The organism is Cyanobium sp. BA20m-14 (genome assembly GCF_024346295.1).
On sequence record NZ_JAGQCR010000051.1, the window covers coordinates 1 to 15763 of the forward strand.

General features: G+C 65.7%; 17 protein-coding genes. 8 read left to right on the forward strand and 9 right to left on the reverse strand.

What is annotated here, in order from left to right; translation table 11 throughout:
* Positions 1–103 precede the first annotated feature (103 nt).
* The gene (locus KBZ07_RS06720; RefSeq protein WP_254930884.1) at positions 104–946 is read left to right on the forward strand and encodes a hypothetical protein; all 843 of its coding nucleotides are present in this window, start codon (positions 104–106) and stop codon (positions 944–946) included.
* On the opposite strand, the gene KBZ07_RS06725 is transcribed toward KBZ07_RS06720, so the two are convergent.
* Together KBZ07_RS06725 and KBZ07_RS06730 are read right to left on the reverse strand one after the other, a co-directional pair.
* Positions 909–1712 carry a hypothetical protein gene (locus KBZ07_RS06725; protein ID WP_254930885.1) on the reverse strand — a complete coding sequence of 268 codons (804 nt, stop codon included), beginning with the start codon at positions 1710–1712 and terminating at the stop codon, positions 909–911. The two genes, KBZ07_RS06720 and KBZ07_RS06725, sit on opposite strands and share 38 nt — an antisense overlap.
* Positions 1712–2692, reverse strand: a complete 981-nt coding sequence (locus KBZ07_RS06730; RefSeq protein WP_254930886.1) for a hypothetical protein — start codon at positions 2690–2692, stop codon at positions 1712–1714. The genes KBZ07_RS06725 and KBZ07_RS06730 overlap by 1 nt, the downstream gene beginning before the upstream one ends.
* A 74-nt stretch (positions 2693–2766) precedes the next feature.
* On the opposite strand from KBZ07_RS06730, the gene mfd reads away from it, so the two are divergent.
* The gene (mfd, locus tag KBZ07_RS06735) at positions 2767–6321 is read left to right on the forward strand and encodes a transcription-repair coupling factor (RefSeq protein WP_254930887.1); all 3555 of its coding nucleotides are present in this window, start codon (positions 2767–2769) and stop codon (positions 6319–6321) included.
* 23 nt (positions 6322–6344) lie between these two features.
* Here mfd and KBZ07_RS06740 read toward each other — a convergent pair whose 3' ends face one another.
* Positions 6345–6551, reverse strand: coding sequence for a hypothetical protein (locus KBZ07_RS06740; protein ID WP_254930888.1), 207 nt, complete (start codon positions 6549–6551; stop codon positions 6345–6347).
* 28 nt (positions 6552–6579) lie between these two features.
* Positions 6580–6822, reverse strand: a complete 243-nt coding sequence (locus KBZ07_RS06745; RefSeq protein ID WP_254930889.1) for a hypothetical protein — start codon at positions 6820–6822, stop codon at positions 6580–6582.
* Between the two features lie 169 nt (positions 6823–6991).
* Between KBZ07_RS06745 and KBZ07_RS06750 the strand changes: the two genes are divergently transcribed.
* On the forward strand, positions 6992–7177 hold the full coding sequence (locus KBZ07_RS06750) for a hypothetical protein (protein ID WP_254930890.1): 186 nt from the start codon (positions 6992–6994) through the stop codon (positions 7175–7177).
* 24 nt (positions 7178–7201) lie between these two features.
* On the opposite strand, the gene KBZ07_RS06755 is transcribed toward KBZ07_RS06750, so the two are convergent.
* From KBZ07_RS06755 to KBZ07_RS06775, 5 genes are read right to left on the reverse strand one after another with little or no spacing between them, the layout of a single operon-like run.
* On the reverse strand, positions 7202–7414 hold the full coding sequence (locus KBZ07_RS06755; protein ID WP_254930900.1) for a DUF6737 family protein: 213 nt from the start codon (positions 7412–7414) through the stop codon (positions 7202–7204).
* Positions 7411–8751, reverse strand: a complete 1341-nt coding sequence (locus tag KBZ07_RS06760; RefSeq protein ID WP_254930891.1) for a S41 family peptidase — start codon at positions 8749–8751, stop codon at positions 7411–7413. The genes KBZ07_RS06755 and KBZ07_RS06760 overlap by 4 nt, the downstream gene beginning before the upstream one ends.
* Positions 8752–8809: 58 nt before the next feature.
* Positions 8810–10021 carry a (E)-4-hydroxy-3-methylbut-2-enyl-diphosphate synthase gene (gene ispG, locus KBZ07_RS06765; protein ID WP_254930892.1) on the reverse strand — a complete coding sequence of 404 codons (1212 nt, stop codon included), beginning with the start codon at positions 10019–10021 and terminating at the stop codon, positions 8810–8812.
* Positions 10022–10080: 59 nt separating this feature from the next.
* A complete protein-coding gene (locus KBZ07_RS06770) occupies positions 10081–10227 on the reverse strand; it encodes a hypothetical protein (RefSeq protein WP_254930893.1) in 147 nt (48 codons plus the stop codon).
* Positions 10228–10267: 40 nt separating this feature from the next.
* Positions 10268–10873 (reverse strand): uracil-DNA glycosylase family protein, encoded by a 606-nt coding sequence (locus KBZ07_RS06775; RefSeq protein WP_254930894.1) that lies wholly within the window; start codon positions 10871–10873, stop codon positions 10268–10270.
* Between the two features lie 127 nt (positions 10874–11000).
* Here KBZ07_RS06775 and KBZ07_RS06780 point away from each other — a divergent pair, with 127 nt between their 5' ends.
* The 5 genes from KBZ07_RS06780 to KBZ07_RS06800 form a co-directional block, all read left to right on the forward strand.
* Positions 11001–12191, forward strand: coding sequence for a pyridoxal phosphate-dependent aminotransferase (locus KBZ07_RS06780; protein ID WP_254930895.1), 1191 nt, complete (start codon positions 11001–11003; stop codon positions 12189–12191).
* A gap of 30 nt (positions 12192–12221) precedes the next feature.
* Positions 12222–13127 carry a putative selenate ABC transporter substrate-binding protein gene (locus KBZ07_RS06785; protein WP_254930896.1) on the forward strand — a complete coding sequence of 302 codons (906 nt, stop codon included), beginning with the start codon at positions 12222–12224 and terminating at the stop codon, positions 13125–13127.
* Positions 13128–13163: 36 nt separating this feature from the next.
* Entirely contained in the window at positions 13164–13388 is a 225-nt protein-coding gene (locus KBZ07_RS06790) for a hypothetical protein (RefSeq protein ID WP_254930897.1), read from the forward strand.
* 96 nt (positions 13389–13484) lie between these two features.
* Positions 13485–14231, forward strand: a complete 747-nt coding sequence (locus tag KBZ07_RS06795; RefSeq protein ID WP_254930898.1) for an ATP-binding cassette domain-containing protein — start codon at positions 13485–13487, stop codon at positions 14229–14231.
* On the forward strand, positions 14228–15763 hold a 1536-nt coding region (locus KBZ07_RS06800), incomplete at its 3' end, for an ABC transporter permease (RefSeq protein ID WP_254930899.1). The genes KBZ07_RS06795 and KBZ07_RS06800, both read left to right, overlap by 4 nt.

The following is a 15763-nucleotide window of genomic DNA, read 5'->3' on the forward strand; positions in this document are numbered from 1 at the left end:
GCCCCACTGGTCCGCCTGCTCGAGCAGGGGTTGGATTGATTGGATCGACTCCGCTTCCACGGGCTGCAGCGGGCCAAGATGGTGGGGAGTCTAGAAAGTCGGGTTGGCCAGTCCTGGGGATGAAGAGGTGCCAGAGGGGCAGCTGGATGGTCAGCTGAGCTGGCAGCTGGAAGTGCAGCTTGTTCATGCCGAGGCGGGTAGCCGCATCGTCCTGGTGCAGCTCAGGCGGGAGGGGCAGATCCTCGATTCGGCCCTCGGCGAAGCAGCCACGGCCGAACTGGCAGAGGATCGGGCCCGCCAACGGCTGCAGGGCCGCCCCCAGCCCCAGATCGAGCTGGGGGCCAGGGAACCGGTGGCTAGGGAACCGGTGGCTAGGGAACCGGTGGGCAGGGAACCAGTGGCTAGGCAAAAGGCCCCAGCTCCCATTGCGACTCCAGCCCCCCTGACCCTGCCTTCACCAACACAGCCTTCCCAACCCGAATCTCTGCAGCCACCAGCCCAGCCGCCGGAGGAGCCCCAGGTGGATCCGGAGGACTGGTCGGCGGAACTGGCCCAACTCGAGCTGGAGCTGCAGCGGCTCGGCTGGGATCGGGACCAGGAGGCGCTGTACCTGCAGCGGGTTTTCGGCAACCCCAACCGCAACCGCCTCACCAACTACGCCGATCTGCAGGCCTACCTGGCGGCACTGCAGGGATTCAGCCCGGGCACCCAGGCCAGCAGCGCTCCAGCACCCCTGAGGCGGCGCGAACTGCTGAGCCAGTGCGACCAACTGTTGGCACAGCTGCAATGGGATCCTGGCCAGGGCCGGGCATTGCTGGAGCAGCACTTTTCCCTCACCAGCCGCCAGCAGCTCAGTGATGCCCAGCTACTGCAGTTCAACATGCTGCTGGAGGACCTCAGCAGTGACCTCAGCAGTGGGCTTGCACCAACTGGACCCCCAGGGTGAGGCGATCCTGGTTGGCAAAGGCCTCCCTTTCAAGCTGACGCACCCGATCTGGGGCCGTGCGATAGATCGGTTCATCCAGCACCGTCGAGAGATGGCCAGGTAGCAGGGATGGCAGGCCAAGCAAGAGGGGGTCCGAACCCAGGCCCTGGTTGCTGCAGCTCTGGGCCACGTGGATCGCCTCATGGTTGAGCACCCTGGCGAATTCCAGCGTGCCCTTACTCACCACGGTGGGCTGGATGCGCAGGGTGCGGGCTCGCGGGTCCCATTCAGCGGCAGCGCCGCTCTTGTGGGGAACCGAGAGGTTCACCTGCACACCGACCTGCTGCAGGGCCTGCAGGAGCTGGCCGATCGCCTGCCTTTCCCGCTCGAAGCTGGGCGGATTGGCGATCAGGGCGCGGATCGTCTCCAGATTCAGTGGCGGCTCGCCGGCCCGGCGCTTGTAGACATAGCGATAGCCGCCGTTAGCCAGCGGTTCTGCGCGCGGGGTCCATTGCCGGTCGGCCTCGGCCAGCTGGCTGAGCAGCTGCTGCTGGTCTGGCGAAGAACCTAGCGGTGATCGGGGCAGGGGACCGGGGGCACCAACCGGCCGAATCGCTGCAGGCGCTGGGGTTCGCGAGGCTAGGGGCTGGTTGCCGCGAGGCACCACCATCAGGGCTACCCCTGCCCCCAGCAACAGGGCACCGAACAGGGGCAGCACGCCCACAACGGCCCCCTTGTCGGTGGGTTGGCCGCCATCGGAGCAGAGCTGGCAGTACCTACGAGCCATTAGCTCGACGGGAGATTGGCTTTTCCGGGAATCCTCCAACAGTCACGGAGGGCAGGAAGAGCTTGGTCAGCCACAGCAAAGAAATCGATCTCACGGAACACATCCCTTTGGCAGGCGCGACCGCGTTGGATGGCGTCGGCGATCCGCTCAGGCCCCCCCGGCACTTCCAGAGCATGGGAGTAGCCCGGCGGCACCACCAAACTCGGCAGCAGCCCCGTCTGAAAGATGCTCACGGCACCCATAAAGCCAAGGGTGGCCCCGGGCAAGGTGCTTGCGGCAGCCTGAAAGGCGGTCACCTCCATCTCGCCCATCGGGGTGGTGTCGAAATCCGCCAACACATGGATCCAGTCGTGATGGGCCAAGGCCGCATTACCGGCACCCAGTTCCCCTGGGAAACCAAAGCCGCGCTCCTGGTAGAAATCCCAAAGGCTCCGGCCAATGCTGCCTGCGGGGCACTGCTCCAGGGCGCGCCAGCGGGCTGCCTCGATGGGATCCAGCTCCACGGTGAGGGCGTAGGCCTGCTCGCCATGGCGGGCAAGCAGGCCCTCGAAGGCTGGGCTGAGCATGTCCTGCTCACCGATCCAGTTGTAGCGGTAGAAGTCGTGCAGGGCCTGGGCGGAGGCATGGGCCGCCAGGTCGCGGGCAAGCCGCAGGCTGCGGTCTTCCACCCCCAGCACGCCGGCCCAGTGCTCAATGGAGGCCTCGAGGGCCGCAGGGATGGAATCGCAGAGCATCTCCAGGGTCACCATCAACTCCACCAACTCGAGCCGCTGCTCGGCAGTGGGCAGGGCCTCGGCCACGGCTTCGGGGGAGAGGCCCGCCAACTGATCGAAATCGGCCTCGTAGCCGAGCAGCTGGTGGAACAGCACGCCCAGGAAGCGGGGCTGAAGAGGGGTCTGCCAGCCGTCGCCCCTGCAGGCGCCCACCAGGGCCGCCGCCTGCAGCGGGGCCTGATCGACCGTGCTGTGGATCAGAAACATGGCCGCAACGGTGGGATCGCCATTTCAGTATGGGCAGTTGCGAAGATCGGAGCTAGCTGCTGCCAGATCCGCCCATGCCCCTCACCGCCCTGGTGCGCCAGCTGCAGCAGGCAGCCCTCACCGGCGAGGTGCTGGCACGGCTGGCGCGGCCCGAGCGATTGAGGCTGGCCGGGGGCGGTCGGGCCGCCCGGGCCCTGATCAGCAGCGCCATGGCCCGCGCCACGGGCGCGCCGCTGCTGGTGATCGTGCCGACCCTGGAGGAGGCGGGCCGCTGGGCGGCGCTGCTGGAGCTGATGGGTTGGTCTAGCTGCCAGCTCTACCCCACCAGCGAGGCCAGCCCCTACGAGCCCTTTGATCCCACCAGCGAGATCACCTGGGGCCAGCTGCAGGTGCTCAGCGAGCTTGTCGATAGGCCAGCAGGAGGACTCGCCATCGTGGCCACCGAGCGGGCCCTGCAGCCCCACCTGCCCCCGCCCCAGGCCCTGCGGGCCCAATGCCTGAGTTTGCGCAAGGGCGAAACCATCAGCCTCGAGCAGCTGGGCGAAACCCTGAGCCGGCTTGGTTACGAGCGGGTGCCCACGATTGAGCAGGAGGGCAGCTGGAGTCGCCGCGGCGACATTGTCGATGTCTTCCCGGTGAGCAGCGAACTCCCCGTGAGACTGGAGTTTTTTGGCGAGGAGCTCGACAAGCTGCGGGAATTTGACCCCGCATCCCAACGCTCCCTCGATCCCATCGAGGTGGTGCGCCTGACCCCCAGCGGCTACGGCCCCCTGGTTGCCGACGCGCTGCGACAGGCGATGCCTGATGGGCTGGAGCTGCTGCTCAAGCCGGAGGCCCTCGACCAGCTGCTGGAGGGCGGCACCCCCGAGGGGATGCGGCGGCTGATGGGCCTGGCCTGGGACGAGCCGGCCTCCCTGCTCGATTACCTCGGCGCCGACACCCTGGTGGCTGTCGATGGCAGGAGCCAGTGTCTCTCCCATGCCCAGCAGTGGTTTGACCACGCCGCCGGACACCACGCTGAGGTCTGCGGCGAGCTGGGGGGCGCGCTGCCCGGGGTGCTTCATCGGGAGCCAGCCGGCGCCCTCCAACAGGCGGAAGCCTTCAGGGGCTTTGATCTGGCCGAACTGCTGGAAACCGACAGCCACCCCAACAGCTTTGATCTGGCCGCCCGCTCGGTGCCCGCCTACCCGAACGCCTTTGGCAAGTTGGCCTCCCTGGTGAAGGGCTTTGTGGCTGAGAAAGCCACGGTGTGGCTGATCTCTGCCCAGCCCTCGCGGGCGGTGGCCCTGCTGGAGGAGCACGACTGCATCACCCGCTTTGTGCCCAATCCCGCCGACTTCCCAGCCATCGATCGACTGGTGGAGCAGGCCACACCGGTGGCCCTGAAAAACCGAAGCACCGCCGAACTGGAGGGGCTCCAGCTGCCGGCCTGGAAGTTGGTGCTGATTACCGATAGGGAATTTTTCGGCCAGCATGCCCTCGCCGCCAGCGGCTATGTGCGCCGCCGCCGCAAGGCAGCCAGCCGCACCGTCGACCCGGGCAAGATGCAACCGGGAGATTTCGTGGTGCACCGCAACCACGGCATCGGCAAGTTTCTCAAGCTCGAAAAACTGGCGATCGGCGACGAATCGCGGGATTACCTGGTGGTGCAATACGCCGACGGACTGCTGCGGGTGGCTGCCGACCAGTTGGGCAGCCTGGGCCGCTACCGCGCCAGCACCGACGCCCCGCCTGAGCTCAACCGCATGGGCGGTACGGCCTGGGCCAAAGCCAAGGAACGGGCCATCAAGGCCGTGCGCAAAGTGGCGGTGGATCTGGTGAAGCTCTATGCCGAGCGACACCAGGCGCCGGGCTTCGCCTACCCGGCCGATGGCCCCTGGCAGCAGGAGCTAGAGGATTCCTTCCCCTATGACCCCACCCCAGACCAGACCAAGGCCATTGCCGATGTGAAGCGCGACATGGAACAACCCCAGCCCATGGATCGGCTGGTGTGTGGCGATGTGGGCTTCGGCAAAACGGAGGTGGCGATCCGGGCGATTTTCAAGGCGGTGACGGCGGGCAAGCAGGTGGCCATGCTGGCCCCAACTACCGTTTTGGCCCAACAGCACTGGCGCACCCTGAGCGAACGCTTTGCGCCCTATCCCCTCAAAGTGAGCCTGCTCAACCGCTTCCGCACCGCAAGCGAGCGCAAGACCATCCTCGAAGGGCTCAGCAAAGGCAATGTGGACGTGGTGGTGGGCACCCACCAGCTGCTCTCCAAAGGCACGGGCTTCAAGCAGCTGGGCCTGCTGGTGGTGGATGAGGAACAGCGCTTCGGCGTCAACCAAAAGGAAAAGATCAAGGCGCTGCGCAAGGACGTGGACGTGCTGACCCTGTCTGCAACGCCTATTCCGCGCACGCTCTACATGAGCCTTTCGGGGGTGCGGGAGATGAGCCTGATCACCACGCCGCCACCGCTGCGCCGCCCGATAAAAACCCACCTGGCCGCCCTCGATGAGGAGGCAGTGCGCAGCGCCATCCGGCAGGAGCTGGACCGGGGCGGGCAGATCTTTTACGTGGTGCCCAGGGTGGAGGGGATCGAGGAGGTGGCCGGCCAGCTGCGGGTCATGGTTCCGGGACTGCGGCTACTGGTGGCCCACGGCCAGATGGCCGAAGGGGAACTGGAGAGCGCCATGGTGGCCTTCAATGCCGGCGAGGCCGACCTGATGCTCTGCACCACGATCGTGGAGAGCGGCCTCGACATCCCGCGGGTGAACACGATCCTGATCGAGGACGCCCACAAATTTGGCCTGGCCCAGCTGTACCAGCTGCGGGGCCGGGTGGGGCGCAGCGGTATCCAGGCCCATGCCTGGCTTTTCTATCCGGGCGATGCCTCCCTGAGTGAGGCGGCCCGGCAGCGGCTGCGGGCAATCCAGGAGTTTGCCCAGTTGGGCAGTGGCTACCAGCTGGCCATGCGCGACATGGAGATCCGCGGCGTGGGCAACCTGCTGGGGGTGGAGCAGAGCGGCCAGATGGAGGCGATCGGCTTTGACCTCTACATGGAGATGCTGCAGGAATGCCTCGCCGAGATCCAGGGCCAGGACATCCCCAAGGTGGAAGACACCCAGATCGATCTGCCGATCACCGCCTTCATCCCCGGCGACTGGATCACCGAGAACGACGAGAAGATGGCGGCCTACCGGGCCGCTGCCGACTGCAGTGGCGCTGCCGCCCTGGTTGAGCTGGCAGCTGGCTGGGTGGACCGCTACGGCCCCATCCCGGCGCCGGTTCAATCGCTACTGCAGCTGATGGAGCTGAAGCTGGTAGCCAGGCGCTGCGGCTTCTCGCGGATCAAGCCGGAGAAGCCCAACATCTGCTTGGAAACGCCCATGGAGGAGCCCGCCTTCCGCCTGCTGCGCCAGGGGCTGCCCCAGCATCTCCATGGCCGCCTGGTGTTTCAGGCCAGCAGTGGCAGCACCGCCAAGGTGCTGGCCCGGGGCCTGGGGGTGCTGCCTGCCGAGAAGCAGCTGGAGGAGCTGATGGGCTGGCTGAACCAGATGGCCGCCCAGCTCCCCGGAGCCGATGGTCTCAGCGAAGCCCAGCGCAGCGAGCAGCAGGCGGCCCAGAACGAGGCGGTTTTAGCGGTGTGAGAGCTGTCGGCGCGAGAGGTTAGTCAATCTGGCGGAAATCGCAGCCGCGAAAACTGACGCCCGGCCTCGATGGCCCGTCGCTCAATTGCAACGGCTGAATCCAACCAACCCCCACGCACTTGAAACAGCAAAAACGTGGCGCGAGCGATCTTGTGATCTTCGAAGAGAAACACGCCCCGCCTACGAGGGTCTTCCATCGCCAATGCCTGCATCGTTTCCTGAATCGCCATCTCACCCAGGTTGCGTTGGCGTCCCCCATCAGACCAGCTGCTGCAGGTCGCTGACCATGGCTTCGGTGGCCTGATCGGCGAGGCGCGGCAGCGGCAAGTGGGCCTGGGCCATCAACAGGAACAGGTCTTCCTCTTGTTCGAGATGGAGCTGGTCCATCACTTCGAGGTTGTTGCTGCCTCCGAGAGCAAACCCCAGCATCAACGAGGAATTGCGGTTGCCATGCCGCTCGGCCAGCTCGCAGGTTTCCACCAGATTTGGAACGCTGGCCATCGAACCTGCAGCACCGCTTTCAGCGTGTCACAAATTTCAGTGTCAATCCAACGCACTCAGCAACAGCTGGCACTGTCCCGGAGGGGGGCTTTGAAGGAAGGGCCCCACCTGCATGCCCTGCTCCCGCAAAAATCCGTTACATTAATGAGAAGTTGTGTGAAGGCGACCTGTGGGCGAATTGATCGATGCATCTTCGGGCTTTGCCGGCGGCCTTGGTGGTGGTTTCAGCCTGGTGTCTGGGGTGGTGAGCCTGCTGGCCCTAGGCGTATACGCCCTGCTGCAGGGCGACACGGGCAACAACAACGACGATGACGATTCCAGCCCAGGCGGCGGTCTGATGCAACCGGTCGCCTGAGCAGACCAGCACCACTGGCCAGCATTATTGGCCGCCCTGTTGATCTAGGTAGGCCCGCGGCACCAGCACCAGAAACAACCACCACCACACCAGCACCGCCGCTGCCACAGGGGCGGTTATCCACCAGCGCTCGAGCAGGAACCAGCTGGACGCTGGCAGGGCAATGCCGGTCAGCATGATGGACCAGGGCTGGCACCACCAGGGTTTTTCATTCCAGATCGAGGGCTGGGGGCTCAAGGCTTAGCGCTCGAACCCAGGGCAGCTGGCAGGTTTGCGCTGCCTGGCTTGTATGCCTGGGACGGGCCGCTGGCGCTGCGCAGTCGCTTGACCAGGGTGGTCTCCGCTATCCGGTATTGGCTGTCCTTCTTGGTGCCCAGGTCTTCGAGCTTGAGCTTTTGGGCCTCCAGCTCGCTCATCTTGGCCTGCACATCGGGATCAATCCCGTGCTTGTGGATGTCCCGGCCACTGGGGGTGAGGTATTTGGCGATGGTCACGGTCATGCCGGAGCCATCGGAGAGGCCCCGCACCGACTGCACCAGACCTTTACCAAAGGTCTTCTGACCCACCAAGACGGCCCGCTGGTTGTCCTGAAGGGCACCGGAGAGAATTTCACTGGCACTGGCGGAGCCTTCATTGACAAGCACCACCAGGGGCTTGGCCGTAAGGGCACGACCATTGGCCCGCTTCACGTCCTGGATGCCGTCGCGGGTCTTGGTGGAGACGATCGTGCCTTCATTGAGCCACTGGCGGGCGATCTCCACGCTGGCCATCAGCAGGCCGCCGGGGTTGCTGCGCAGGTCCAACACATAGCCCTGGGCGCCCTTCTCCTCCAGGTCCTTTACCGCCAGGCGCATGTCCTTAGTGGCGGTGGCATTGAACTGGCGCAGGCGGATGTAGCCCACCTTGACGCCATCTGGGCTGGTATTGATCTGATGATCTACGGCGTGGAGCTCAATGCGTTCGCGGGTGAGGGGCACCTGCAGGCTCTGACCCTTGCGCTGCAGGGTGAGGGTTACGGAGGTACCAGCCTGGCCGCGGATCAACTTGACCGCATCTTCGGTACTCATGCCCTTGGTGCTCTTGCCATCAATCGCCGTGATCACATCCTTGGGCTGCACGCCGGCCCGAGAAGCAGGTGAACCATCAATGGGGGAAACCACCACAAGGTTCTTGGTTTCCTTGTCGAGGCTCAGCTGGATGCCCACCCCGGATAGTTCCCCGGAGGTGTCGATCTGCATCTCCTTGAATTCCCGCGGATCCAAAAAGCGGGTGTAGGGATCGTCGAGGCTGGCGAGCATGCCCCGAATCGATTCATAGGCTTCCTTGGAGCTGCCGTAGCTCTTGGCCAGCACATCGCGGCGCAGCTGGCGCCATTGCTCAGGCTTGTATTTGCCGTTGATGTCCAGGTAGTCGCGGAAGACGATCTGCCAGGTCTGGTCGATCACCTCCTTGGGGCTGTCGCTGATCCGCGACGAAGCACCCGGTGACGTCACCACTTCCCTGGCCACGACTGCGGTGGCAGCACAGGCACCAATGCCTACCAGCACAAGCAGGCTGGTGCGGGGGCTGGCCATCTGTAAGAGCGGAACAGGCCGGGTAAAGACACTTTCAAACTAGCGCCGGCAACCGACCTCAGGGCTCCACCCAGCGACCATCCTCCCGAATCAAAGCAATCAGGGCCCCGACCCCCTCCGCTTCCGGCACCCGACGAATCTCCTCGCGGCCCCGGTAGAGGGAAATGGTGCCAGGGATCTTGCCCACATAGCCGTAGTCGGCATCGGCCATTTCGCCCGGCCCATTGACAATGCAGCCCATCACGGCGATGTCCAGACCGGTGAGGTGGGAAGTGGCGTTGCGCACCTTGTGCAGCACCTCTTCGAGGTTGAACAGGGTGCGGCCGCAGCTGGGGCAGGCCACGTATTCCACCATCGTCTTGCGCAGGCCCAGGGCCTGCAAAATCGAATAGCAGACAGGAATCTCCCGCTCGGGGGCCTCGGTGAGCGAAACCCGGATGGTATCCCCGAGCCCCTCGGCCAGCAGGGGGGCAATGCCGGCGGTACTTTTAATTCGCCCGTAATCGCCGTCGCCCGCCTCAGTAACTCCCAGATGCAGGGGGTAGGGGAATCCCTCGGCGTCCATACGGTCCGCCATCATCCGGTAGGCGGCCATCATCACTGGGGCCCGCGAAGCCTTCATCGAAACCACGATGTTGTGGAAGTCGAGGCGGTCGCAGATGCGGATGAATTCCAGGGCGCTCTCCACCATGCCCAGGGGCGTGTCGCCGTAGCAAAAAAGCATCCGCTCAGCCAGGGAGCCATGGTTGACGCCAATGCGCAGTGCCTTGTCCTGCTGCTTGAGCAGCTGAACCAGCGGTTCAAATGTTTCAGAGATGCGCTCACCGATGGCGGCGACCTCCTCGGGGCTGAATTCGGTGCGGTTGGGGTCGGGCTTGTCGAACACGAACAAGCCGGGATTGATCCGCACTTTGTCGACATGCTGGGCCACCTCCAGGGCAATCTTCATGCCGTTGTGGTGCACATCCGCTACGAGGGGCACCGGCTGGTAGGTGTCTTCTAGGCGCTGGCGGATTTCCTTTACCGCCTTGGCGTGGGCCAGGGACGGCACCGTGAGGCGCACGATTTCACAGCCGACTTCATGCAGCCGCCGGATGCCGGCGGTGGCCCCTTCGATATCGAGGGTGTCCTCGTTGATCATCGACTGCACCACCACCGGATGGTCGCTGCCGATCCAGATGTTTCCCACGCGCACGCTGCGGGTCTGGCGCCGGTGAATCAGGGTGTCGTAGCGGGCGACGGTGTCGTAGCGAGACGGGGCGGTGGTCATCGCGGGGCAAGGGCGCGTGGCCAAAGCCTGTCACAAAGACAGCTCAAGCGGCGAGGGTGTCAAGCGCAGTTAGCACCCAAATCGAGGGCGCGCTGGTCGGCGTAGGCCCTAACGCTCTTCACCACCTGCAGCTCCGAGAAGGCATGGCTGAAGGCGATACGGCGCGGATATTTCAACTGGGCCGCTGCCGATTCAGATATGGCCATAGTTAGATCTAGGCCTGAACTGGCCTCAGCTTGGCACCCATCAATGTGCCAGCAGGGATCGGCGTACCTCCTGGAAGTCGGCTGCAGTGAGCGCACGGGGAGAGCCCCCGGCCTGGGAGTTAAAGCGCAATAGATAGGAGGGATGCAGGACTGGCATCAGGCGCCGGCCCCGCAAAATTTCGTTCTCGCTGGAGTGCCACTGGCCCCGCAGGCCGGTGATGCCGCCCCTAATACCCAGCACCCCCTCCAGAGCCGAGGCCCCCACCAGCAGGATCACGGCCGGATTCACCAAAGCGATCTGATGATTTAGCCAGGGGCGGCAAGCCGCCATCTCCGCCGCCGTGGGCTTGCGGTTGCCAGGGGGGCGGCACTTGACCACATTGGCCACGTAGGCGTCTCGGTTGCTGTCGATGCCAGCGGAAGCCAGCAGCTGGTCGAGCAGCTGGCCGGAACGACCCACAAAGGGCAAGCCAGTGCTGTCTTCCTGAGCGCCGGGGCCCTCGCCGATCAGCATCAGCCGGGCGGCGGGATTGCCCCGGCTCACCACCACCTGCTGCCTCTCTACGGTCAGGCCACAGCGGCGACAGGCGGCGCAGGCTTCAGTCAGTTGCTCCAGGGCTGAAGCCAATTCAAGCGAGGCTGCCATCTCAATGGAGCAGGGGGTGGGTTTTATGCCCGTTGCGTTTCGTGCCCGGCTGAACCCTAGGCGGGAAATCGTTAGGGCAAGATGGCCGCCACAGCTGATGCCGCGCGTCCCGATGCCGGACACAGGGATGATCGCCGCGCCTTCCACCACTCCGATTCTTTCAGCCAGGGCCAAGGCCCTCAAGCCCTCCCTCACCCTGGCGATCTCCGCCCGGGCCAAGGCCCTCCGGGAAGCGGGCAAGGACGTCTGCAGCCTCAGCGCCGGCGAACCGGACTTCGACACCCCGGCCTTCATCCGCCAGGCCGCTGCCGACGCCCTGGAGGCCGGCCACACCCGCTACGGCCCCGCTGCCGGTGAGCCCGCCCTGCGCTCCGCCATCGCCGCCAAGCTCTGCAGCGAAAATCAGTTGGCCATCAGCCCCGAGCAGGTGCTGGTGACCAACGGCGGCAAACAGGCCCTATACAACCTGTTTCAGGTGCTGCTCGGCCCCGGCGATGAGCTGCTGCTGCCCTCGCCCTACTGGCTCAGCTACCCGGAGATGGCCCAGCTGGCTGGGGCTTCGGTGGCCCTGATCCCCTGCTCCCCAGCCCAGGGGTTCCGCCTCGATCCAGCCCAGCTGGAGGCAGCCATCACCCCGGCCAGCAAATTGCTTGTGCTCAACAGCCCCGGCAATCCCACTGGCATGGTGCTGAGCCGGCCGGAACTGGAGGCGATTGCCGCGGTGCTTCGCCGCCACCCCCAGGTGGCGGTGGTGTGCGATGAGATCTATGAATTCCTACTGGCGCCAGGCCACAGCCACCACAGCCTGGCCGCCGTAGCCCCCGACCTGGCCGAGCGGGTCTTTACGGTCAACGGTTTCGCCAAGGGCTGGGCGATGACCGGCTGGCGGGTCGGCTGGCTGGCCGGCCCCAGCACGGTGGTGGCGGCCGCCAGTGCCCTGCAGAGCCAGAGCACAAGCAACGTCTGCAGCTTTGCCCAGTTTGGTGCCCTGGCGGCGATCAACGGCCCGCGGGATTGCGTGCGGGCCATGGCAGCCAAATTTGACGAGCGCCGCAACCTGCTCGCGGAGGGCCTGACAGGCATGGATGGGGTCAAGCTCGAGCCGCCCCAGGGTGCCTTCTACGCCTTTCCCGATGTGAGCGCCCATGGGCTCGACTCAATGACCTTCTGCAATCGCCTGCTAGATGAGGTGGGGTTGGCGGTGGTGCCCGGCGTGGCCTTTGGGGAGGATCGCTGCATCCGCCTCTCCTGCGCAGCCAATCCCGCCACCCTGGTCGATGGGCTCGAAAGGTTGAAGCGCTTCCTTGCAGCCCTTTAATACCCCCCAACCCAAGCCAGTAGATCCGCGATGACCAGCCGAAAACGTTTTCTGACCCTCCTGGCTGGCTTCTGCCTTGCGATTGTGCCGGCGGCCCAGGTGCAGCAGGCCAGCTCCAAACCGGAGCTGCGCATCGGCGCCATCCCCGACCAGAACCCCGAAAAACTCAATCGCCTCTACTCCCTGGTGGCCAACGAGCTCAGCCAGCAGCTAGGCGTGAAGGTCACCTATGTGCCGGTAACCGACTACACAGCCGCCGTAAGCGCATTCCGCACCGGGAGCCTGGATCTGGTCTGGTTTGGCGGGCTCACCGGCGTGCAGGCCAGCCTGCAGAAACCAGGGGCCCAGATGCTGGCCCAGCGGGACGTCGATGCCCAGTTCTACAGCGTGTTCATTGCCAATACCCGCAGTGGCCTCAAGCCGATCCAGAACCAGAAGGGCCTGGTGGCACTGAAGAACAAGCGCTTCACCTTCGGCTCGGAGAGTTCCACATCTGGCCGGCTGATGCCCCAATATTTCCTCCGCCAGGCTGGCGTAAACCTCGACGACTTCGCCGGTGGCGCGCCAGGTTTCAGCGGTAGCCACGACGCCACCATTGCCCTGGTGCAAAGCGGGGCCTACGACGCCGGCGCCGTCAACGAGCAGGTGTGGAAGAACAGCCTGCACAGCGGCAAGGCAAACCGGGCCAAGGTGGTGCAGATCTGGCGTACCCCCAGCTTTCCCGACTACGTGTGGCTCGGCCAGCCCAACCTCAACCAACGCTTCGGCAAAGGCTTCAGTACCAAACTGCAGCAGGCCATTCTCAGTTGGCGCCCCAGTGATCCGGAGCAGAAACAGATCTTGAAACTGTTTGGGGCCCAGCAGTTCACCACCGTGAACCCGGCTGGATACAAGAAGATCGAGCAGGTGGGCCGCCAGATCGGCAAAATTCGTTGATCGGATCCACAATCAGTTGCTAGGCAGTAAGGGGCTATGGTTTGGTTGATTGATCTGGTGTTGGTGCTGGCGGGGTTGACGCTCTGGAGCAGGGCCTGCACAGAATCCGATGAGGCCTGGTCGCTGTTTCTTTACAGCATCGCCTTTCTGGATCTGGGCTTCATCGCCTTCGGCAATGGCCAGCTGCTGATTGAGGTTCCCCTGCTGGCGGTAGCCCTGGTCCTTCCTTCAGCCGCCAGGCTGGAACAGCGCCGTCGCTGAGCTGGCCATGAACTCGCGCGGCCCTGATCTGATTGAGATGTCCCTGGTAGCGCTGATCCTGGCCCTGATCGTCTACCGACTCACCATGGCCTGACCTTGGCGTCCCTGCTGGTCCTCGACAACATCTGCGTGGGCGGCCGCAGCCAACCTCGCCTGGATCGGGTGTCGCTGCAGCTGGAGCCGGGCGAACGGGTCGCCCTGCTGGGCCCGAGCGGCGCCGGCAAGAGCACCCTGCTGGCGGTGGCCAATGGTCTGCTGGCCCCCGACCAGGGCAGCGTGCGGTGGCAGGGGGAGCCCCGGGGCCTGACAGTCCGCAGCCGGCGGCGTCAGCAGGCCCGCATCGGCACCCTCTGGCAGGACCTGCGCCTGATCGAGGAGCTCACGGTGCAGCAAAACCTCAACGCCGCCCGGCTGGCGGTATGGGGCTGGCCGCGGGCCCTGCTCAACCTGTTACTGCCGCTGGAAACCGCAGCCTGCGCGGCGGTGCTGAAACGGCTCGATCTCGATCCGGCCCTGCTTAACCAACCCGTCTCGGCCCTCTCTGGGGGCCAGCGCCAACGGGTGGCCCTGGCCAGGCTGCTACGGCAAGACCCCTTGCTGCTGCTCGCCGATGAACCCCTGGCCAGCCTGGATCCACGCCTGGCTGCCGATCTACTGGCCCTGCTGCTGGAGCTGACGAGCCCGCCAAGGGCCCTGCTGCTCAGCCTGCACCGCCCCGACCTACTGGCCGGCTTCGACCGGGTCGTGGGGCTGCGGGCCGGCCAGCTGGTATTCGACCAGCCCGGCTCCAGTCTCGAGACAAGCCAGCTCAAGGCGCTCTACGCCGGTGTCGAAAGGCCATGAGGCCCGCGGCGCCGCTGTGGGTCCTGCTACCCGCCCTGGTGCTCCTGCCGCTGCTGGCCCTGCTGCCCGGGATCAGCCATGGCGGCGGCTGGGAGCTGGTGGGCCAGTTCGCCGCCGCCGCCCTGCAACCATCCCTGGACCCGCTGGTGCTGGGATCGGTGCTGGGGGGCCTGGGCGTTACGGCGGGCATCGCCCTGCTGGGCTGGGCCGCCAGCCTGGCCCTGGGCCTGGTGCTCGGCATCGCCAGCTCCCGGGTGGTGTGGCTCAACTGCTGGGGCAGCGCCGCTCCAGCCAGCTGGATCCGTCGCCTGCTGGCCCTGCCCCGCTCCATTCATGAACTGCTCTGGGGACTGCTACTGCTGCAGGTGGTCGGGCTGCAGCCGGTGGTGGCGGTGGTGGCGATCGCCATTCCCTTCGGGGCCCTTGTGGCCCGAGTGGTGAGCGACCTGCTCGACGCCCTGCCAACCGCCAACCTGGAGGCCCTGCGCTGTGGCGGCGTAGCCGGACCGGCAGCCCTGGTTACCGCCCTGGGGCCACCGCTGCTGCCCCAGGTGATCAGCTACAGCGGTTACCGGCTCGAATGTGCCCTGCGCAGCGCCACCATGCTGGGGGTATTCGGTCTGGGGGGCCTGGGCACCGAACTGCGCCTGACGCTGCAGTCGCTGGCCTTCAGGGAACTCTGGACCGGCCTGTGGCTCCTGTTGGCGGTGATGCTTCTGCTGGAGGCACTGGTGGGCTGGCTGCGGCGCCGCTGGGCCATGCCGGTGCGGCTGGGACTCGACCAGCGGGGCGTGGGCCGGCAGGGCCGGGAGATCCTGGTGGCATCCCTGGTGCTGCTGCCATCGCTGGGCCTGGTGGCCTGGCAGCTTGGGATCGAACCCGCCGGCCTACTGCGCTGGCAGGGCCTGCCTCCCCTGGGCCCGGCCGACTGGGGCGCGATGCTGGCCTTGCCCTGGGCGAGCCTGGTTGGCAGCACCCTGCTGCTCACCCTGCTGGCCGCAGCCCTGGCGGTGGGTCTTGCGCCATTGATGCTGCTGGTCGTGCAGCCCTGTAGGCCCCTGCTGGCTTTGGTGCAAGGGCTCTGGGCCCTGGGGCGGCTCTGGCCGCCGCCACTGACGGCCCTGCTGCTGTTGTTTGTTCTGCAGCCCGGGCTGGTCACCGGCGCCCTGGCCCTGGGGTTCCACAACCTCGGCATTCTGGGCCGACTCTTAATGGAGGCGGCCGAAACCAGCGGAGCCCCCCAGCAGCAGGCCATGCTGGCGGCGGGGGCAGGGCCCCGGCTGGCCTTGCTCTACGGGCGCTTCAGCTCTCTGGCCCGCCCCTACCTGGCCTATGGCGCCTACCGGAGCGATGTGATCCTGCGCGAATCGGTGGTGGTGGGTCTGGTGGGGGCCACGGGCCTGGGCAGCCAACTGCTGGAGGCCCTCAGTTCGTTTGCCGGCGACGAGCTGCTAGCTCTGGTGCTGGTCTATGCAGCGCTGACCCTGCTGGGGGAAGATCTCAGCGACCGCGCACGCCTCTGGCTTCTGGAG

Excerpts from the sequence above, each read along its gene's own strand:
- KBZ07_RS06780 (WP_254930895.1), top strand. The coding sequence starts at position 11,001 with ATGATCGCCGCGCCTTCCACCACTCCGATTCTTTCAGCCAGGGCCAAG.
- KBZ07_RS06770 (WP_254930893.1), bottom strand. The coding sequence starts at position 10,227 with ATGGCCATATCTGAATCGGCAGCGGCCCAGTTGAAATATCCGCGCCGT.
- mfd (WP_254930887.1), top strand. The coding sequence starts at position 2,767 with ATGCCCCTCACCGCCCTGGTGCGCCAGCTGCAGCAGGCAGCCCTCACC.
- KBZ07_RS06725 (WP_254930885.1), bottom strand. The coding sequence starts at position 1,712 with ATGGCTCGTAGGTACTGCCAGCTCTGCTCCGATGGCGGCCAACCCACC.
- KBZ07_RS06730 (WP_254930886.1), bottom strand. The coding sequence starts at position 2,692 with ATGTTTCTGATCCACAGCACGGTCGATCAGGCCCCGCTGCAGGCGGCG.
- KBZ07_RS06740 (WP_254930888.1), bottom strand. The coding sequence starts at position 6,551 with ATGGCGATTCAGGAAACGATGCAGGCATTGGCGATGGAAGACCCTCGT.
- KBZ07_RS06790 (WP_254930897.1), top strand. The coding sequence starts at position 13,164 with ATGGTTTGGTTGATTGATCTGGTGTTGGTGCTGGCGGGGTTGACGCTC.
- KBZ07_RS06775 (WP_254930894.1), bottom strand. The coding sequence starts at position 10,873 with ATGGCAGCCTCGCTTGAATTGGCTTCAGCCCTGGAGCAACTGACTGAA.
- KBZ07_RS06745 (WP_254930889.1), bottom strand. The coding sequence starts at position 6,822 with ATGGCCAGCGTTCCAAATCTGGTGGAAACCTGCGAGCTGGCCGAGCGG.
- KBZ07_RS06785 (WP_254930896.1), top strand. The coding sequence starts at position 12,222 with ATGACCAGCCGAAAACGTTTTCTGACCCTCCTGGCTGGCTTCTGCCTT.
- KBZ07_RS06760 (WP_254930891.1), bottom strand. The coding sequence starts at position 8,751 with ATGGCCAGCCCCCGCACCAGCCTGCTTGTGCTGGTAGGCATTGGTGCC.
- ispG (WP_254930892.1), bottom strand. The coding sequence starts at position 10,021 with ATGACCACCGCCCCGTCTCGCTACGACACCGTCGCCCGCTACGACACC.